Origin of the sequence: Prauserella marina (assembly GCF_002240355.1) — a bacterium.
GTDB lineage: Bacteria > Actinomycetota > Actinomycetes > Mycobacteriales > Pseudonocardiaceae > Prauserella_A > Prauserella_A marina.
Window position 1 is genome coordinate 4,861,364 of the sequence record NZ_CP016353.1, and the last position, 20,886, is coordinate 4,882,249.

The 20,886-nt window shown below is 66.8% G+C and carries 1 protein-coding gene (running past both ends of the window); it reads right to left on the reverse strand.

All 20,886 nt of this window come from inside a single coding sequence — locus tag BAY61_RS22550, GntR family transcriptional regulator (RefSeq protein WP_091807538.1), on the reverse strand. Of the gene's 81,942 coding nucleotides, 25,586 precede the window and 35,470 follow it; the stretch shown corresponds to coding positions 25,587-46,472, spanning codon 8,529 (partial) through codon 15,491 (partial); reading right to left, the first codon wholly in view occupies positions 20,883-20,885. Both the start codon and the stop codon lie outside the window.

Genomic DNA, 20,886 nt, shown 5'->3' on the forward strand with positions numbered 1-20,886 from the left:
GTAACGTCGTCGCCGACACGCAGGTGCAGGCGGGGCAACAGTTCGTTCGGGTCCCAGATCAGGGCCGCGTCAGGTCCTTCCGTCCCGACGGTCACCCGTGCTGGGTCGAGCAGCCACGCCACCATCGGCTCAGCCCGCGCGGCAAGATCGGCGGGCAGCACCTCGCCGAGCCCCGACGTCACCAGCGCCTCGACGTACGGGCCCAGAGCCGCGAAATCCCGCTCGGAAGCAACCGCCGCCGTGAGCCCTGCCGCGCCAGGGCTCGTCGGCAGTCCACGGCTCACCGCCGCCATCAGCGCGGCAACCGTCTCCAGTGCGATGTCGGCGCGGATCAACTCGTCCGCGATGGCTGGAGCCTTGGTGTCGCGCTGGGCGGCCAGCCGGTTCGCGGACAACTCGGCGTCGAGCGCGGCTAGCGCGGCTTTGGCCGCCCTCCGCAGACCCCGGATGGCAACAGCGATGCCTGCCCTGCGTTCCGCGTCCTTCAGTACCAGGTCGATCGCATCGTCGGAGAATTCCTCGACCGCGCTCGCCCAGTTCTCGACATCCCGCTGTACCAGTTCGTCATGCTGGACGATGTCCGCGCTCAGCAAGGACAAGCGATCGGTGAGACTCACCAGTTCCGAACTATCCACACCGCGTACCGTCGCCGCCTTGTACTCGGCTTCGGTGTTCCGCCGGGCGGCGCGCAGCTCCCTGGCGGACGTGATCTCGCTGCGCGCGTCGTCCCATGTGGACGAGAAGTCTGCCAATGCCGTCGCCCAGTCACGGATCGACCACGGCATCTCGTCACCCCGGCTGGCGCCGTCCTGTGGTGGCCTGCCTGCCGCTGCCGCGAGTCGCCGGAGCGCGATCTCCACCTCGACGAGGATCGCCCTCGCGCGAGCGGGGCCACTCGCCGCGAGCCGCCACTGCTCAGCCGCGTTGAGGTCGCCACCACCCACGAAGGGAAGGAGGCTGTCGAAAATCTCGACATCGATATCGTCAAGGTCCGGCCGGGGCGTCAGCACGTCATCGTGCAGCAACGTGAGAAGTTTTTGCGCGGCGTCGTGGAGCAGATCCGGCCTTGTGGCTACCAGTTCAGCCGTCAACTCCGGGATCAGCAGGTCGAACTTGTTCAGCGACACAACCGCGTCCGAAAGAGCTGTCGCGACGTCGCGCTCACCACTTTCCGCGAGCCTGTTCACATCGCTGAGCAGATCCAACGTGGGAGTGCCAGAGGCCAAGACATGCCCGGGGTCGAAAGACGGCGCTTCGAAGCCCACGCCGACCCCGCTGGTGCGTCCGTCCGGTTCGGACTGCCTGCTGAACCGGACTGGCGTCGCGGTACCGAGGGTGACCTCCAGCTCGCCTGGCGCGGCCGAAGCCTCGATCCGTTCCGGGCCGCCCAGACGGGGCACGACGACACTGACCGGATCCCCGAGAACGGCGGTGCCGTCGTTATGGGTGATGGGCTGGGCGAAGCCCTCGTACTGGTCGTTCTCCTCGGAATACCGAACCCGCGCCCGCCACAGCACGTGCGGCGACGATTCCAGCGACCTCGCCTCCACGATGGCGGTGTCCGGCCAGAACCCGGCCTTGACGACGAGGCTGTACCTGATGTCGCCGTTCTCGCTCTCGTAGCTCCAGCTCTCCCGCTTGGTGGCCATTCCTTCGAAGAACGTGTCGAGGTTCCGCTGCCACGCCGCACTCAGCCGCTGAAGCCACGACCCCTGATCGCCTTCGGACCGGAACGCGATCTCGTCACCGGGGCCCCGCTCGGCCGCGTCGCCTACATACTCGGCGTCTTCGGTCCTCTGCCTTACCCGCTCGGCGATGTCACCAAACGACGTCCCAGCCAGCTCGTGAATATCCGTCGTCAAACGATCCGCTCCTGGCAGACTCGTCAACCACCGCGCCGTGACCTGTGACACCAGATCCGCGACAACCTCGTCCTCGACGACCCTTGACGCCGGCAACCCCTCTGGCCGAGAAAGACCAGCATTCTCCGCAGAACGCTGGCTTACCAAAACCCAGTGCCCCACCTCATGCAGAACGCGCAACACAAGATGGCCCACCGTGACATCGCGGCCGACTCGCAACTCCAGTCCGGGCACATTCGAGCCAGGCGCCCACACCAATCTCGCGTGAGGACCACGGCGGCGACTCACGATCCTCACGGAGTCGAACAAACCCGAGATCATGGTGCCCGCGAAAGGCGCAAGATCCCCGAAGACCTCGTCGACCCCACGGACGACCATGGCCTCCACCACCGCCGAGACTTCGCCCCAGTGGCCGACAGAACGAATCACTCTGCCCAGGTCTACGGTAGATTCCGCGTTCTCCGGTCCAGACTGATCACGAATATTTCCTGCCCATGCCCGGAATCGATCACCAACCACCTCAGCTGTCTCGACGTCATCGTCAAGAAGCTTCCTGGTCGCATCGACGACGACACGCCGGGCGAGATCGAACACGGTGGTCCCGTGGCCTTCCACGGTGTGGGGAAGGTTGTCGAATGCCTCGTTGAGCGCCCCCACAACCTCGGCGTCCGCAAATGCCCCTCTCTCGCCGACATCGCCTGCCTGATAAGAACGACTGATCTTCACATATTGAGCACCCATTTTGGCGATATAGGCCACGGTGTCCGATACGTTTCCCGTCACGAAATCCACAACGCTATCACCGGGAAGCCACAAACCAGTCGGCAATGGTTGTTTCGTTCGATGCGAACTTATTCCGGCGCGCTCGGCCGTCTTGCCAATTTTAGCGAGGCTTTCACCAGACTCGACTCTGTCGTCGATAAGAGTAAGACCACGGATGACCTCGGCGTGATAGTCGAACCGCACCGACGGCCTTCCTGGCCGGAACAATCGCCAGTCTCCATACGTCGGCGAATCGGAATCCGGATCTTTGACAACCGCCGCCGGGTAAAAGCCATCGACGGGAGACCGACTTATATCGGTCTCAGGCGCAAGTACCGACACTCCTAGCCGGTTCGCGAGTTTTTGAGCGTAGCTCGACCGTTCCATCATGGTCGCCACGTACTCGATTCCGGCACTCAACCACCGAAGGAAGCTATTGTCCCCGATCGCATTGCCGACCTGGCGCAGCGCAGCGGAACGGCCCATTCGTCTGCTCATCGGTGAATCGCCAGCGCGGCAGACGGACAAGATTATCCCTCTACCCGCGAGCGGTGTCGTTCTGAGAATCCTGGCCATGTCGGCCGCAGTTGGCGGCTTCTCGTTGCTGTCGTCGAAGTCCAACCCTACGAAATGGCCTTCGTCGTCGAGGACTCCGTGCGCATGGACGGTGTAGCGGGTCGGATGGTGGCCCAGGGGGAAAGCTCCCCACGGCTCCGCCCGGGAATAGAACCCGTCGGGGAGCGTATTGCCGCCGGTCTCTGCAAACCACCGCAGCCGTGACGGTAGATAGAGCATACGTTCGCGTAGCGCCTTCACCTGCTTGTGAGAAAGGGGGTAGCGAGCTTGATCAGCGGCCATAAGGTAACGCTTTTGCTCCAGGTACTTCACCCCTGCGGCGTCGGCAGCATCAGCGGCCGCGGCGTCGTCGATTTGTCTCACTCGCTCGTACAAGCCGGCGAGCGTCCCGACCTGGAAGGAAATATAGTCATTCAGTGGAACAACCTGATCCAACGCATACGGGCTGAACGGACCACGCGCACGCACATACAGGTCGAGTTGCGATTTCAGGTCAGCAGAGGTGTCGAATGGCAAGACAACCTTGTCATCTATCCAGGCGATTTCGCTTCCGAATGGTGTCAATAACACCTTCGTAACGTAATTGTCCGGTCGCGGCCACCGAAGACCCGCCACGATGCCATCGTCTCTGAAGACGTAAGTCTTGAACAGGGATTCGTAGGCGGGCTGGTGGAGAATCGCCAGCATCCGTTCCGTGAAATCACGGACGTTTTCCCCTGACGAAGACCGGAACGCGATCTCGTCGCCGGGGCCCCGCTCGGTCGCGTCGCCTACATAACCGGCGTTGTCGGCACCAGCACGCGTCCCCTCCGCGACCTCACCAAACGACGTTCCCGCCCGCTCGTGGATATCCGCCGCGAGACGATGCGCGCCCGGCAGACTCGTCAGCCATTGCGCCGCGACCCGCGTCAGCAACTCGGCGGCGACCTCGTCCTCGACCACCCGCAACGCCGACAATCCTTCGGGCCGCGCAACACCCGGGCCCTCGCTGGAACGCTGACTCACCAACGCCCAATGCGCCAACTCGTGCAGAACCCGCAGCACGAGATGCCCCACCGTCACGCCAGGGCCGATCCGCAACTCCAGCCTCGGCACATCCGAACCCGAATCCCACACCAGCCTCGCATCAGCGCCGCTGTCCCGAGCCACGAAATTCACCGAGTCGAACAAACCAGGAATCATGGAACTCACGGAGGGCGCGAGATCTCCGAAAACCTCATCGACGCCAAGGGAAACCATCGCCTCCGCAACAGGCGCCACGGCTGCCCATCGTTCGACGGAATCGACAGTACGCTCGAAACCCACAGTGGACTCGGTGCCCACGGGTGCTTGCCCCGGTTCAACATGGCTCATCATCCGGGCGTGGAATCGGTAACCGGCCGAATCCGCGGTTCCTTCGTCTAGGCCATATTTTGTCTGTACCGCGTCGACGAGTACTCGCCGAGCGAGATCAAGCACGGTTGTCTGTTCGTCTTCCACGACTTCGGGAAGACGAAGTACCGCGTCGCGGATCGCTTTCGCGAACTCCTCGGGCACCGCTTGCGCCGACTCGGCGGGGTAAGTCACCTCATAAGGAAGACTGTTCGCCACATCGAACCAGCCCTCCAAAGCGACATGGGAAACCGTCGCCGTTACGTAATTACTCATGGACTCCACAACGGCATCCGCAGGGAACCACACACCGGTCGACAGCGGCTGCCTCGTTCGATGCGAATGAATCCCGGCGAGTTCGGCTTCCGCACCGATATCGGCGAGGCTCTGACCGGAGTCCGGCCTTTCGGCTAGGAGCGTCCTAGCCGTATCGGTCTCGTTGCGAAGATCGAACCGACGCGGCGGCTCCCCCGGCAGGAACAGTAGCCAGTCGTCGTAGGTCGGCGATTCCGCTTCAGCCTCGTCTACGACCGACCTGACGTATGCATCGCTGTCGAAGGGGGTGTGAGTAGTCGACACGGGCGCCACCACCGACACTCCCAGCCGGTCCGCGAGCGTCTGAGCATAGTTCGTCCCCGTCGAAGTCGGGCCGCCCGCCCTGCAGGACAACAGGAAAATACCTCTTCCCGCGAGTGGCATCGTCCCGAGCAACTCGGCCAGTTCGTCCGCGGACAGTGGTTCCTCACCGGAAGCACGGTGTCCCAGGCCGACGAAATAGGTCGCGTCCAACACCCATCCGTGCGCCTCGACGGTGTAACGGGTGGGATGGTGGCCGAGCGGGAAGTCCCGCCACGGTGACTCCATCGAGTGGAATCCGTCGGGCAGCACCTTGCCCTCGTCCCGAATCCACCGCAGCCGCTCCGGTAGAGCGCGGTAGCGGCTTTCCAGTACAGCCATCTCCTCTTGGGAAAGAGGGTGGCGCACATCCGCGGTCATCAAGTCATGCTGTCGCGCGTAGAGTTCCGGAAATTCCTTGTGCACCCTGGCGACGGCTTCCCGGACCGTGACTTTTTCGACCCGTGCGAAGAGCTCGGCGAGCGTTCCGACACTGTAATTCGGGGAGTAATTCAGCGAAGCGAACTGCGCCAATGCATGGGGGCTCATCGGACCACGAGCACGCACATATCGGTCGAGCTGTGGCGCCAACTCCACCGAAGCGTCGAATGGCAGGACCAGCCCACCGCGTTTCCAGGCGATCTCCTTGCCGGACGACGTGAACGTCACCGTCGCGGCTACCCCGTCCGGCCACCGCACCGTCGCCGTGACGCCGGTTTCCCGCACCGCCGGACCGCTGAACAGAGAACGGAAATCAGGTTCCTCAAGAAGCCTCGCCATCCGTTCCGCGAAAGTACCGGCATTCCCTGACCGCGACGCGATCTCGCCGAGCGACGTCCTCGCCAGCTCATGAATGTCGGCGGCAAGATGTTCCTGGCCGGGCAATCCCGTCAGCCACTGGGCGGCGAGCACCGAAACCAACTCGGCCACGACCTCGTCCGCGACCACCTGCGACAACCCCTGCGGCCTGGAAAGCCCGGCCACTCCGGTTGACCGCTGGTTGACCAGAACACGATGCGCCACCTCGCGCACGGCACGCAACACAAGATGGCCCACCGTCACGTCACGGCCGACCCCCAACTCCAGCCGCGGCACATCGGAACCCGGTACCCACACGAGCCTCGCGTCCGTACCCGGTTGTCCACTGAGGACATGGAGCGAGTCGAACAGACCCGGAACGAGCGGCTCGACGGAAGAGGCGAGATCGCCAAGCACTTCGCCTAGTCCACGGGTCACCATGGCCTCGACAACGGGAGCCGCTTCTTCCAGGTCCCTGCTGGAAAGCACCACCCTGTTGAACTCCACCGCCGATCCTGGCCGCAACGGCCTGCCGGAGCGGAAAATCCCGCCGGTGACCTCGGCGCGGAAACGGTCGCCGACGATCTCGGCCGTCGCGGCGTCGCCGCGAAGGATCGTGGTCGCCGCGTCCATCACGGCCTGCCGCGCCAGATCGAGCACGGTCGTCCGGTGTCCTCGCGTGACCTCGGGAAGACGGTGGATGGCCTCCTCGATCGCGTTTTCCGCCTCACTGACCGAGACGAACCGCGCCCGAAGACCATTCCACGGCTGGAAGAAAGCACCCCGCGCGACGACTCGCGCACCCGCCATCGCGACACCGCGCACTGCTTGCCGGGTCAGGTCTGTCACCGTGTCGACAACAGTGTCGGCGGGAAGCAACAACCCGGTCGGCAACGGCTGCCTTGTCCGGACCGAATCCGTCCCGGCACGCTCGGCACGCTCTCCGATATCGGACAGCTGGTTTCCGGTTTCGACCCTTTCCGCGATGAGCGACCTTCCGGCCTTGATCTCGGCATCCCGGTCGAATCGCGCCGAGGGCTTACCTCGCAGGAACAGGCGCCAGTCCCCGCGTATCGGGGACAGACCTTCGAAATGCCGCTCCACCGCGCTCAGGTACGGATCGTCGCCGGGAACATGCGCGCTCACCGCGAGTTCGGGGGCGACGACGGAGACTCCCAGCCGGTCCGCGAGCTCCTGAGCGTAGGTTCCCCGTTCGATCATTCCGGCGACGTACTCAAACCCACCCGAAAGCCAGCGGGTCAATGCACTTCCGTCCAGCGTCTGGCCGAATTCGCGCAACCGGGTGGCGATCCCCGACTTCCGGGTCCCCGGACGGGGCCGTCCCGAATCCTGAAGATCGAGGAAAATGCCACGCCCTCCCACGGGGAAGGTCTCGATCAGCGCCGCGAGCTCGGTCGGCGTCAGCGGCTCCTCACCGGGCACGTCGTGCACGGTGACGGTGTACCGCGTGGGATGGTGACTGACCGGGAAATCGCCGCCCATGACGAAACCGTCGGGAAGGACGGTTCCAGCGTCCCTGATGGCGCGCAGCCGCTGCGGAAGCTGCTCATAGCGGATTTGCAGCTCGCTCATCTCGTCGGCCGACAGCGGGTAGCGCGCTTCGGCAGCCGACATGAGGTACTGCTGCCTTGCGTACATCGGCGTCCGCGGAACGTCCGCGGCGAAGGATTCGGCATTCCGGCCGGTCTGCCGAGCCGTGTACTCCGCGTAGGTCCCGACCCGGAAATCCTGGTTCATCGCGGCAAACCGCGCAAGTTCATGCGGGCTCAGCGGACCATCCGCCCGCAGGTAGTGACCGAGTTGCGGTTCGAGCTCGGCTGCCGGATCGAACGGCAGGATGAGCCTGCCTTTTCGCCACGCGAGTTCGTTGCCGAACGGCACGAGTGTCGCCGGAGCAATCACCCCGTCCTGCCACGACACGAGCGCTTCCACGGAACCGTCCACTACGGACGAGACGGACAAGGCGTCACTGAACTCGGGATCGGCCGCCAACGCCCGTGCACCGGCCACGAAATCGGCATCCATGCGATCGGCAGGCGCGGTGTGAAGCGCGATCTCGGCACCAGGTCCCGACCCCGCGACACCGTCCACATAGGCCGACCCCTCGACCGCTTCCCGCGCATCGCTCGCGTGCTCGGCGAAGTCGTGCCCCGCCAGCTCGCGAAGGTCGTCAGGAAGTCGCTGGCCCTCCGGCAGCCGTTCCGCCAGCCAGCGAGCAGCCGACCGCGACACCAACTCGGCGGCGACCTCGTCCTCGACGACCCGCGACTCGTCGAGCCCTTCGGGCCGGGTCGTCCCGCGCTGCTCAACCGAAAGCCAATGGGCCACCTCGTGCATCACCCAGGTGACCAGATGGGCCACCGTCACGCCGTCGCCTACTCGCACCTCAAGGCGCGGCAACTCCGCACCCTGGTCCCACACCAACCGTGCATTCGGGGTGCCGCCTTCGGCGACCCGCGAGACCGACCGCAGCAACACCGGCACCAGTTCGGCGCCCCTCGCGGCAAGCTCGCCACCCAGAGCCTCGTCCAGGCCCGCCGTCACCATCGCCTCGACGAACGGACTCACCGCGACCAGGTCACGTCGCGAACGCACGGATGACAGCAAATCGACCCGCTCGCCTCTCGGCGGCTCCCCCGTCGGCATCCCCCGCCGGATCTCGGTCAGCAGCGTGGAAACCCTCGCGAACCCCGCGTCCGCGCCGGAAAGGGCGTCCGCGACCAAGAACGGCGAGCCTGTCTCGGTACCGGCGAACTCGTCGGCCCGAGACTCGCTGTGGATCGCCACCTGAGCGGTGATGGCGAGCCTGCGCAGGCCCGCCGCGGCGCGGGCATAGTCGGCCTTGCCCTCGTCGGCCGCCAGCACGAGGTCGGTCATCCACTCGGCATAGTCATTGACCTCGGCGAGCCAGTCCTCGCCCGTCTGCCGCAGCAGATCGCGTCGCGATGCCAGCGTGGTCTCCAGCACGGCCCGGCGTTCGCCGCTGCGCTCGGCGTTGGCGAGGTCTCCCCTCGCCAACGCGGTCTTCTCGTCGCGAGCCGCCTCCCGCCAGTCCGCTCGCAACTCGCGCAGGGTCGCCGCGTCGCTGCGCCATGCGTCCCAGTCGAACGACAGCTCGTTGATTCGCCACGCGGTGGAGCGAACCGACGTCGGCATCGCCCCGTCGTCGCCCCAGCTGGGTTCGGGCCGCCCTGGCGCGGCCGTCGCGGCCACGAGCTGCCGCACGGCCGTCTCCAGCTCGACGAGCCGGGTCGCCGCGTAGTCCGCGCCCACGGCGGCCAACTGTCCTTCATGGACTCGGGAGAACAGTCTCCCCGATGCGGCAAGGGCTCTGCGGATAGTCAGCCAGGCACGGCCTTCGGCATCGGGCCGGGCAGCCATGACGCCGCTCAGGAGCGAGCGCAACCCGAGTAGGGCGTGTTCGAGTTCCACGAGGTGTTCGTACGTCGGCTGTGTTTCGGCGATCGCCGATACCCGCAGATCCAGTGCCGCCACGAATCTCGCGACATCGGCCATCGCGGTCACGAGACCGGGTTCCGACAACGCGCGGACGTGAGCCACCAACTCCCGCGCGGTCACGCCGGAAGCCAACCGGTGGGCGGGATCGAAGTGACGTGTGGCGAAACCGGTGTCAGGCCGGTGGGGATGTTCGGCGACCAATCCGAACGGTCGAGGCTCTTCACCACCGACGCTCACGGAGACTTCGATGGGGGCGAGCTCGCCGAACCGGCTCGTCTCGCCCTGCCCCAGCACGGCCACCGTCACGGGAGTGCCCAGCGAACCGCCGTCGCTCACCCTGTCGTCGTCGACGAAGCCCCGGTAGACACCATCCTCTTCGGAGTATCGCAGTCGAGCACGCCACAGCATCCGTCCCGCCCCGTCGGGCGACCAGCCTTCGACGATCCCGGTGTGCTTGTGGAGATTGGGCCGCACGGAGAGCGAATAACTCCTCTCGTCGTCCGCACTCCGATAGTTCCACACCACTTCACTACGGGTGATGCCTAGCCGTACCAGGTCGATATTGCGCGTCCACGCGGCGATCACTCGTTCGCCGAGGGTCGGCTCGCGCCGTTCCGGGATTGGCGAGACCGGAGATTCGGACTGTCCGGAGTGGAAGGCGATCTCGGCATTGTTGCCCTTGCCCGCGATACCCGCGGCGTAGTCCGAACCCTCGGTCGCATTCCGCACGGTGTCCGCGTACTCGGCGAACTCATGTCCGGCCAGCCTGCCGAGATCCGCTGGCAACCGCTGCCCCTCCGGCAGTTTCTCCGCCAACCACCGAACGGCCAAGTGTGACACCAGTTCCGCCGCGACCTCGTCCTCGACGACCCGGGATTCGGGCAAGCCCTCGGGCCGCCCAGGACCCCGTTCACCCACCGTGAGCCAGTGCGCGACCTCGTGCATCACCCACACCACAAGGTGAGCCACCGTCACATCGGAGCCGAGCCGCACCTCAAGCCGAGGCAAGTCCGCGCCCTTGTCCCACACCAACCGCGCGTCCTCGTCGACGTCATGCGGGGTGTCCGAAACCGAATCCAGCAACACCCGCGCCAGCTCCGCGCCGCGCGCCGCCAGGTCACCACCCACGACCGCATCGAGCCCGAGCGCCACCATCGCACCGACCGAAGCGCTCGACTCCTCCAGGTGCCACGGGGAAATCACCTTGGTCATCAGACCCGGCGTTTCCGGCCACCGCGGTTTCGGCTCCAGCAGATAGTCGCGGCTCAGGTTTCCATCGACACCGCGGACAGCGGAGAGCGCGGCGTCGGCACGTGACCGCGCCTCCTCGATCGCCGTACCGGTTGCGTCCGGCTCGCCCAACAGCCGGTCGAGCTCCCGTTGGGCTTCCGTCCACTTCGCACCGGCGCGGGCGTAGTCGCGGAGAAGCACCGCGGCGCGCACGAGCTCGCTCTTCCGCTTCGGGACGATCTCGACTGATCCGGCCGCGGCTGCGTGGGCGTCGGCGGCATGAACCGCGTCGTCGGCGTAGTCGGCCAGCCTCTCCGCGTCCGCCACCCAGTCCTCGGACGTCGGCAGCAAGCCGCGCCTCATCGCCAGAGTACGGTCCAGCGCGGTTCGCCCGGCTTGGATCCGGTCGACTTCGACGAAGTCGCCTCGGTTACGCGCCATCAGCTCGTCGAAACCGGCCTTCCGCCATTCCGTACGCAATAGCAGCAGGTACTTCAGATCCCAGCTCGTCGCCTGCCAGTTACGCCGCAATTGCTCGATCTGGCCGAGGAAACGCTCGGTCAACCCCGCCGCGCCCTCCTCACGCGGGTCGAGAAGCGAAGGGTCCACCGGACTTGCCGCGATGGCGAACCGCCGGAACGCGGTCTCCAGGGCAACCAGCCGAGTCTTGACGGCATCACCATCCGGTGGCCGCACCGCACGCCAAACGTGACCGGTTACAGGCTCTATGGCCGCAAGGGCACCGCGCACTACCTGCCAGGCCTCGTCCTCAAGATCAGGACGTTTCACGACGAGCTGTTCCAGCATCACGCGCAGGTCATCCAGCCCTGTTTCCAGCATCTCAAGCGTAAGCTCCTCCGACGGGTCGTTCACGAAGCGGAGCAGATGCTTGTTAAAGTGACCGACCGTCCGGGCGATCCGTTCCGCCATGTTCCTGAATTCGGCAGTGCCACCGTCAGTCGAGTACGGCGAAATATTCCTGGCCCATTCGAGCAAGGCAGAAAGTGTATTACCCGAAGCCAACTCTTGTTCGGCTTTGACGAATTTTGCAGCGTACCCGATAAATCGGCGTCGGGATGGAACCTCCCTGAACAACTCGAATCGTTGCTCGTCCTCGGAACCCACCCGGATCGATAGCGCTTCGTGCGCGGCGTCGCTGAACCGCTGCTTCCCTGGCCGCAGCACTACGGCGGCTCCTGGCGAAACACCGCCGCCACCCGATTCGGAAGTGCCGACCACACCCTCGTAGAACTGGCCGATTCTGGAGAACCGCAGCCGGGCCTCCCACAGGACCCGGCTCACGGCATCAGCCGATTCCGCCCGAACGACCAGCGTGTCCTTGCGACGAGGCCGCGTCACCACCAGCCGGTAGGACACGGCCGGATCAATACTCCGGTAGGCGAAGAACTCCTCGGAATCGCGTTTCCTCGACGCGGCGAACCGCTCCAGCGGGCCCGGGTTGCGCCGCGTCTGCTGCCGCGAGTTAGACCCTTCCGCGCCGGACACGCTGCCAGCGTCGGACTCCCCCGCGCCTCCAAGCCGGAGTGCGGGCAGTGCGGCCGGATCGAGCATCGAGTCCGGAAGGCTCGTCAACCACCGGGCGGCAAGATCCGACACCAGCTCAGCGGCATCCACAGTGGACGGTTCGGCGGGCTCGCCCTCGACCGGTGCCGCTTCCCGCCCTCCTTCCGACAACCAGCGGGCGACCTCACGCATCACCCATTCGACGAGGTGCGCCACCGTCACGAAGGCGCCCACGCGCACCTCAAGGCGCGGCAACGCCTCGCCCCGATTCGGCACGAGCCTGGCGTTCGCGTCCACCCCCTGCGCGAGCGGGGACACCGACGCCAGCAACGCGGGTACCAGCGCGGCTGCTCGCGCCCCGAGTTCGCCACCCACGATCTCCTGGTAACCCAGCGACGCGAGCGAACCGACGATGCCGGAGACCTCCGAGAGGGCATGCACCGAGGTCACGAGGCGACCGAGGTCGAAAGCAGGGAGACTGCTCGCGACCTCGTAGCCGTTCCTCCACTGCCACGGGACGTCGACTGTCTTCCTGGACCGGGTTTCTGGCGATCGACGTGCGGTGACCGCTTGGTTCCTCGCTTCGGCGATCGCCTTCTCCGCGGCTCGCCACGCCTTGTCGGCGGCCTCGGCGTACCACGCGGGGTCGCCGTTCCCGACACCGGCCACGATGTCGTTGGCCACGGCCTCGGCGTGCAAGGCGCTGCCGATCGCCATCGAAAGCTGGTTCAACGCGCCGACAGACTCGGCAGAGCCTTCGCCGGCGCTGTCCGACACGGCCGATTCCATGGCCCTGACGTGCTCCGCCACGGCGGCCTGCAATTGCCTTGCCTGATCGGCCAGTCCGCGAGGCTCCCGCTCCAGCAGGTCGCTCAGACGTCGCGTCAGCGGACCTTCGCGCAACTGTGCGGCCTCGGAGGGCAGGCCCTCCTCTTCGAGTTTGGCGGCGATGTCGGAGAGTTCGCTCCACTCGGCCCGCCAGGTCCGGATCGACTCCGCCGCGCGACGCGAAGCCCGCGAGCCGGGAAGCAGGTCGGCGAACCGGGGCCGAGCCCCCTCCGGCGTGTCGGGGCGCAGGTACGGCGGAATACGGGTTGTGTGCGCGAGTCGCCGGACGGCGTGTTGGAGAGCGTCCACGCGGGCGCGCGCCTGCCGGACCCCAATCTCGTCGAGCAGTGCGGCCACCCGGCCTGGCAGCGCGTCGTCGGTCAGTTGCCGACGGCGAGACAGCGCGTCGGCGACCGCGCGGGCCTCCGTCAGCACTCGTTCGGCGTCCAATGCCAGATCGGGGCGAACCGGTACTCGCGTGGGCCGCAGCAGCGCGCTCAGTTCGTCGGCGACCTCGCCTGCCTTCTGCCCGAGCAGCTCCGTTGACAGCCCGGAGGAATCCCGGGCAAGCTCGTCCAGCCTGGTCACGAACTCCATGACGTCGGCAACGGTGACCGTGCGCTCCGGCCCCGAGATCACCGTCATCGCCGCCAACTCGCCAGAGACGAGTGGCTCAGCGGCTTCGGTGCCGGTCTTTTCCGGTGCGAGCACCACGCTTCCGGGGTGGAGGGACAGTAGTTCCGCGAGCCGGGACCACGCTCGGTCCGCGTCGTCACGAGCACCCGTCACCTCGACGAAAGAGCCCGGCGTCGATCGGTCCAATCGTTGCGTCGGACGAGTTTCCGCCGCGATGACCGCGCCGACCGCGTCCCGTACCGCCGAGAGCCGTACCGCCAGTTCGGTCAACGATGTGGTGTCGGTGGGTTTCGCCGCGGCTACGAGACCGGCGGCCTTCGCCGCGGTCACGAGATCTGCGACCAGTGCGTCGGTGTCGCCGATCAGCCGTCCCGGAGTGCCCTCTGCATTGGATCGCATCGTGCTGAACCCAGCCAGCCTGACGTCGATGCGGGCCCGCAGCCGGTCCTTGTTGTCGCCAAGTTCGGAAACGAACGCGTGAGGCGCGTCCTGAGCACGCAGGTCCGCCACCGCGCTCTCGGTCGCCGACAGCAGGACCGTGTCCGCACGCAGCTTTTCGGCGACATCGCGCAGCGCCTGCCGCTGCCGGTTCAGTGCCTCGAACCGGGGCAGGACCGCCTCCAGTGACGGCTCCATCGTCTGCTCTGCCAACGGACTTCCGACGGCAGCTGTGCCATCGGCCGTCCCGAGTCCGCGTACCGCCCGCTCCAGCTCAAGGCCCAGTTCCGCCGCGATGTTCCAATGGAGAACGGCCCGGTGCCGCGACGTACGGGCCGCTACCTCGTCGCCTCGGATCGACGCGTCGACAGCGCGCAGGGCATGTCCCTTCGCGCCTTGCGTGTCCACGAGAACGTTCCAGGGGTTGTCCGCATCGCTGCCGAGGTGGCCGGTGAGCTGGGACCGGTAGGCGGTCAGGACGTTCAGCACGTGCTCGATCCGGCCCGCCTGGCCCGGCGCAGCGGCCATCGCCTTACGCAGAAGTGAACCGAGTTCCATTGTGGACCGGTCGATCTCGTCCTCGACGGCACCCGGCACACCACGTTCGCCCCTGCTCGTACCGACGAACCGGTCTTCCACCGCACGCCGGTGCCGCAGCCGCAGTGCGTTGAGTTCACCGACCCGTTCGAGCACCTGACCAACGGTGAGCGCCGCGCCGACACCGGTATCGACCAGTTCACCGGGGAGGTCCGACACGAACTCACCTGATGGCAACAGATCCGGCATTCTGGCTTCCGCGATCAGCTCGCGGACCGCCTGGAATCCTCGCCGCGTCTGCTCCCGGTACCTGGCCACCACCCTCGGCGGTTCACCATTGGCGACCGCCGTGTCGGAACGGCCGATCGCCAGGACCCACGCGTCGACGGCAGTGGGCAGCGCTTCTCGCAGAATCCGCGCGGAGTGGTGGTAAGCCGAGACGAACGAAGGCCGTGCCGAAGCGGCCGAGTCCAGATCGACGGCAAGCGCCTCGGCGGCGGACACCAGCTCTTCCACCGTGGTGCCGCGCCGGAACATGTCGTGCCCCGCCGGAAGCTGGTAGAGACCATCGGCAAGCGAGGACAGCTCGCGCTCGGCCCGTCCCCCGGGGTCCGCCTGCTGCTCGGCCCGCGCAACGCGCAGCCGCTCCACGGAGGAGACGACCTCGCCCATCGTGCGATCGAGGGACCCGAAACTCAGCCCGCCAGACCGCAGCAGCGGCGAGGAAGGCAGGGTCCTCGCGAACTCCGGCGGCTCGGTGACCGGCTGCGCCGCGTATTGGGCGAGCTGGGCGACGGCGTAGTCCAGCTCCCGCAGGTGCGCCGAGGCGGTCTCCCACGCCTGGTTGGCCTTGTCGCGTATCTCCGCCGCGAAGACCCCGCCGTCGACGGCGACGACAGCGACGCTGTCGCTCACGAGCTGGAGCGCGCCGTCGGTGCCGAGGACAGCGGCCTCAATCGAGTCCAGTGTGGTCCGGACCTGCTGGGTCCGGTCAGTCATGGCCGCGCGCCTGCCGTCCAGCTCGTCGAGCACGTCGCGCAGCTCGCTCATGGCCGCGCGAAGGAGACCACCGTCCGGTGCGGGCGGGCGTTGTTCCCCTGCCAACCGTGCGTCGTCGGCGTCGTCAGTGTCGTCAGCCCAGGTCCTTGCCGCCTCCCGTAGCTCGGCCTGTGCCGCACTCAACCGCGCGACGTGCCGCAGTACGCCGCCTGCCGTCACCTCGGGCACGAACCGGGTGGCGCTCGCGAGCACAACGTCCTCGGCAACGGCCTTTTCGACGGAGCGCCCCGACGGCAGGCCGGAGTGGAGTGCGATCTCGTCGTCGCCGCCCTTACCCGCGACACCGTCCACATAGGCCGACCCCTTGACCTCCGCCCGCACCACGTCCGCGTGCTCGGCGAAGTCGTACCCAGCCAGCTCGCGAAGACCATCAGGCAAACGCTCGTTACTCGGCAGCAACCCAGCCAACCACCGAGCGGCCAAATGCGACACCGACTCCGCCGCGACCTCGTCCTCGACAACCCGCGACTCGGTCAGCCCCTCCGGCCGCGACGTCCCCCGCTCACCCACCGTCACCCAGTGCGCGACCTCGTGCATCACCCACGTGACCAGGTGAGCCGCCGTCACCCCGTCGCCGACCCGCACCTCAAGCCGGGGCTGCTCCGCACCCTGGTCCCACACCAACCGGGCATTCGGGGTGCTCTCGGCAACCACCGACACCGAATCCAGCAACGACGGCACCAACTCCGCCGCCCGGCTCGCAAGGTCACCACCGACGACCTCGTACAACCCCCGCGTCACCATCGCCTCGACGAACGGACCCACCGCAGCCAGGTCATGCCGCGAACGCACAGCCGAAAGGAAACCGACGTGCTCTCCCGTCGGCATTCCTCGCCGGATCTCGGCCAGCAGCGCGGAGACGTCCTTGATCGCGAGGTCCGCCTCAGCAAGGGTCGCACCGATCGCCACGGGCTCCTTGTCCTTGGTACCCGGCCCTTCGTCTGCAGCCAACTCGGCTTCAATCGCCAGCCGCGCACTCCGCGCGAGCTTGCGCAAGCCCGTCACGGCACGGACATAGTCGGCCCTGTCCTTGTCAGCGACCAGTGCTGATTCGGCCATCCGGTCCGCGAAACCGTCGACATCCGCTGCCCACTTTTCGCCTTCGCGCCGCAATTCCGTACGCAGCTCGGCAAGACGCAGCTCATGTTCCGCCAGCAGAGCGCCGTTCACAAGCGCTTCGGAAATGTTCCCTCGCTCCAGGGCGATCCGCTCGTCTCGAACCGTCTGACGCCAGCTCGCGCGCAGATCGCGCAAATACAAGGTTTCGGATCGCCATCCGTCCCAACCCGACGAAAGCCTCTCGAATTCGGTCGAGCCGAGCCGGAGTGGGCGTGGCATCGTCGCATCGTCACCCCAGTGGGGTTCGGATCGCGGCGGCGAGCCCGCCGCGATCGCGAGCCTGCGCAGCGCGATTTCCAGTTCGATGACGAAGGTGGTCGCGTATTCGCGTCCCACGAAGGACAGTAGCCCGTCGCTCATGGGGGAAGAAATCCGTCCTAGAACGACATTTGCCCTGCGCATCGTCAACCAGGCAAGGCCATCGAGATCGGGACGGCCCGCCATGACCTCACGCAAAAGCGAACGCAACCCGCGCACCGCTCGGCGCAGTTCGACGGCGTGCTCATGCTTCCAGTGTTCGTCCCCGATCCGCGTCAACCACAGATCCAGCCCAGCCACAAACCGTGCGAGCTCCGCCATCACGGTGGCCAGCTCCGGGCCGCCCAGTGCGCGAACGTCGGCCACAAGGTCACCCGCGGTGGTCCCCGAGACCAGTTGATGCCCCGCCTCGAAGTTCCGCTCGGCGAAGCCGGTGTCGGGGCGCTGGGGACTTTCGATGATCAGCTCGAACGGCTGAGGCGGGCCACCATCCACACGCAACAACGCCACGGCCGGTCCAAATTCACCAAACCGGACGGCGCTTTCGGGCCCTGGCGCCGTCAGCATCAAGGGCCCAGTTCCGGAAACGAAGCCGCGGTAGGCATCGTGTCTCTTCGAATACCGTAGCTCTGCTCGCCACAACGTACGGTTTGGATCGCTCCGCGACCACAGCTCGGCAGTCACCACGTGCTTCAGTCTCGTGGGGAGGATGGAGAGCACGTGATCGCTTGCCGCATCCGCGACGCGATAAGTCCAGAATCCGTCGATGCGAGCGAGCTCGCTGACAGCGCGCTTCCAGGCCGCGATCAATCGTGCGCCAAGAGTCGACTCTCGCCACTGGCCGAAGTCCGGTTCCTCCTGCCAGTGCCAGCCTGGCTGTCCGGAGTGGAGTGCGATCTCGTCGTTGTCGCCCTTACCCGCGACATCGTCCACATAGGCCGAACCCTCGGTCCGTTCCCGGACGGTGTCGGCGTACTCGGCGAAGTCGCGTCCCGCCAGTTCGCCGATGTCCTCCGGCAACCGGCCCGCACCCGGCAAGTCCACCAGCCACCGCGCGGCCAACCGCGACACCAGCTCCGCCGCGACCTCGTCCTCGACAACCCTCGACGCAGCGAGTCCCTCAGGCCGGGCGGTCCCCCGCTCACCGACCGTCAGCCAGTGCGCGATCTCGTGCATCACCCACACCACAAGGTGTGCGACCCGCACACCGGGACCGAACCGCAACTCAAGCCGAGGCAGCTGCGCGCCCTCGTCCCACACCAACCGGGCGTTGGCGTCGAGCTCGGAATGAAGCTCCGACACCGACCGCAACGCCACGGGCACCAGATCGGCTCCCCGCGCAGCCAGCTCGCCACCTACCACCGCGTCGAGCCCGAGCGTCGCCAGCGCACCGACGAGCTGCGAGACGTCGGCGAAACTCTCCGCCGAGTCGACCACGCGGACCAAGTCCAGGTTGGGGTCGACATCGACATCGCGGTCGGGGACGGCTGGGACGACGTCGAGGTCGGCCTCGGGCGCCCTGCGCCTCCGCTCCCGCACTCGCTGTGCTTCCATCGCCGCGGCGGTCTGACCGTCCAGCGTTACCGGGTCGACGAGATCCTGGTTGCGCGCGTGTGCCAGCGCCACCTCGGCTTCGCGCCATGCTCTGTCCGCGATGTCCGAGTACCACACGACATCGCGGTGCCCGTGCCTCGTCATGAGGTCGTCGATGGCGGTCTCGGCGTACAGCGCGCTGCCGATCAGCATCGAGAACTGGTCCAGCGCGCCGACAACGCTGGCGAACTCCGCGGTGGTGTCGTCGGCGGTGGCCAGCTCCAGTGTTTCGATCTGCTCGACGGCGAGGGTCTGCACCTGTGCCACCCGGTTCGCCAGATCGCGAGTAGCGCGCCTGAGTAGGCTCTCCAGCGCCGCCTTCCGGGCACCATCGCCAAGTGCTTCGTCGAGGTCCGTCAGTCTCGATTCGGCGTCACTGATGCCCCTCCACTCTTCTCGCCGGATCCGGAGCGTCCTCGCTGTCTCCCGCAGCACCCGCAAACCGCTGTCAAGCGCGTTGTAGCCCCTCCGCACCCCGGCGGCCGGCTGAGCGTCTTCCGCTTGCTCGACCGGCAGTTCGCGCAGCGGATCAGCGGCCACGAGGGCAAGTCGCCGGATGGCGCGTTCAAGGGAGAGAGCACTGGTCCATGCCTGCTCGGCGCCGACGATGTCGAGCCAGGTGGCAAGCCTGGCGAGCACGATGTCGTCACCGAGGACCGCCCCTTCGGTGTCCCTGATTTCTTCGGCGAACCGCTGACGGCGGGACAATCCGTTGACGATGAAGTTGGCCGCCGCCATGACCTGTCCGACGAGCGCGGTCAGCTCAGGCCGCGCGCCGAGAACCGAGGACAGCAACAGCTCTCCCAGCTCATTGAGCAGCCTCGTCGCTTGCTCCGCGACCTGCTCGGCGGACTCCACCGGAGAATCCGCTTCCATCCGCTGGACGAGGTGGTCCAGTGCCGCCGCGTAGGCGACGACGTCGGCGACGGTGACGCCTTGTTCTCCGGAAATCAGCTCGACGGCGCCGTGCTCGTCGAGCAGTACCCCGACCGGCGTCCCCGAGGCGAGTAGCGATGTCCTCTCGACAACCGGTCCGGCCTCTGCCGGGGTGTCGTCGATGACCAGCCGACCTGCGAAGCCTTGCCCGACGGTCAGCTCCATCTCGCCGGGTGCGTGCTCACCCACCAGACCGATTCCGGAATCGCGGGTCATCAGCTTGACCTGCTCCCCGGCGAAGTCGACGCCCGGAGCCGGTTTCACCGTGCCGAGGTACGCCGCTTCCTGTGCGTCGAACCGCAAGCGGGCGTGCCACGAGCCCGGCTGTTCGACGTCCACTACGACACCGGAAGCGGCGGGCGTGACCACGATCGGGTCGTCCTGGTCTCCCGTCCGGTAGAACCACGACGGGCGCGTCGCGTCGGGCGCATCGGCGGGACCGGTGAAGGGCGACAGCAACATCGCGAGCCGGACCCACGCGTGCTCGGCCTCGTCACGGGCCCGTACCAGCGCCGCGACGTCAGCGGGATCGCCCAGGCGCAGCAGATCGTCCGCACGGCTCTCCGCCGCGACGGCCTCGTTCAGCACGCCCCGCACGGCGGCGAGGTCCTTCGCCGCCCCGGTCAGCACCTCGATGTCGGCCTGCGAGATGTCGCCGCCCCTCGTCTCGACGACGAGGTCGGTGGCGAGTGCTTCGGCTTCCTGAATCAACTGGTCGACGAGTGCGGGCTCTTCGGCCGAACGACCCCCGTGCAGCGTGGCCTCGTGCTCGGCAAGATCTGCACGGAGGTTGCGCTGTCCCTTGCCGATCCCGGAGACGAACTCCCTCGGCACGTGCATGGCACGCAGATCCACCACGGCACGACCGGTGGCGTTGAGCCGGATCCGGCTCGCCCGCATCGTGTCGATCGTGGTACCGAGCCTCGCCTGCAACTGCTCCAGCGCGTCGAAGCGGTCGAGGTGACGCCGCAACGGAGCCGCGACCTGCTCGGCGTCTCCTGGTTCCGGATGGCTGAGACCGGTGACGGCGGCCATCCCGAGTTGCCGGACCGCGCGCTCCAGTTCCATCCCGATCTCGGCGGCATTGCTCCAGTTGACCACCGCCCTTCGGCGCACGGACATCGCCGACCGCTGGTTGCCGCGTTCCGCGGCCATGTCGGCATGGTGGGCGAAGAAGCTCGCTCCCTCGGGGTCGGCGAGGGCATGCCAGGCATTCGGATCATTGCCGGGGAGATTGATGAGCTGGGACCGGAAAGCCACCAGC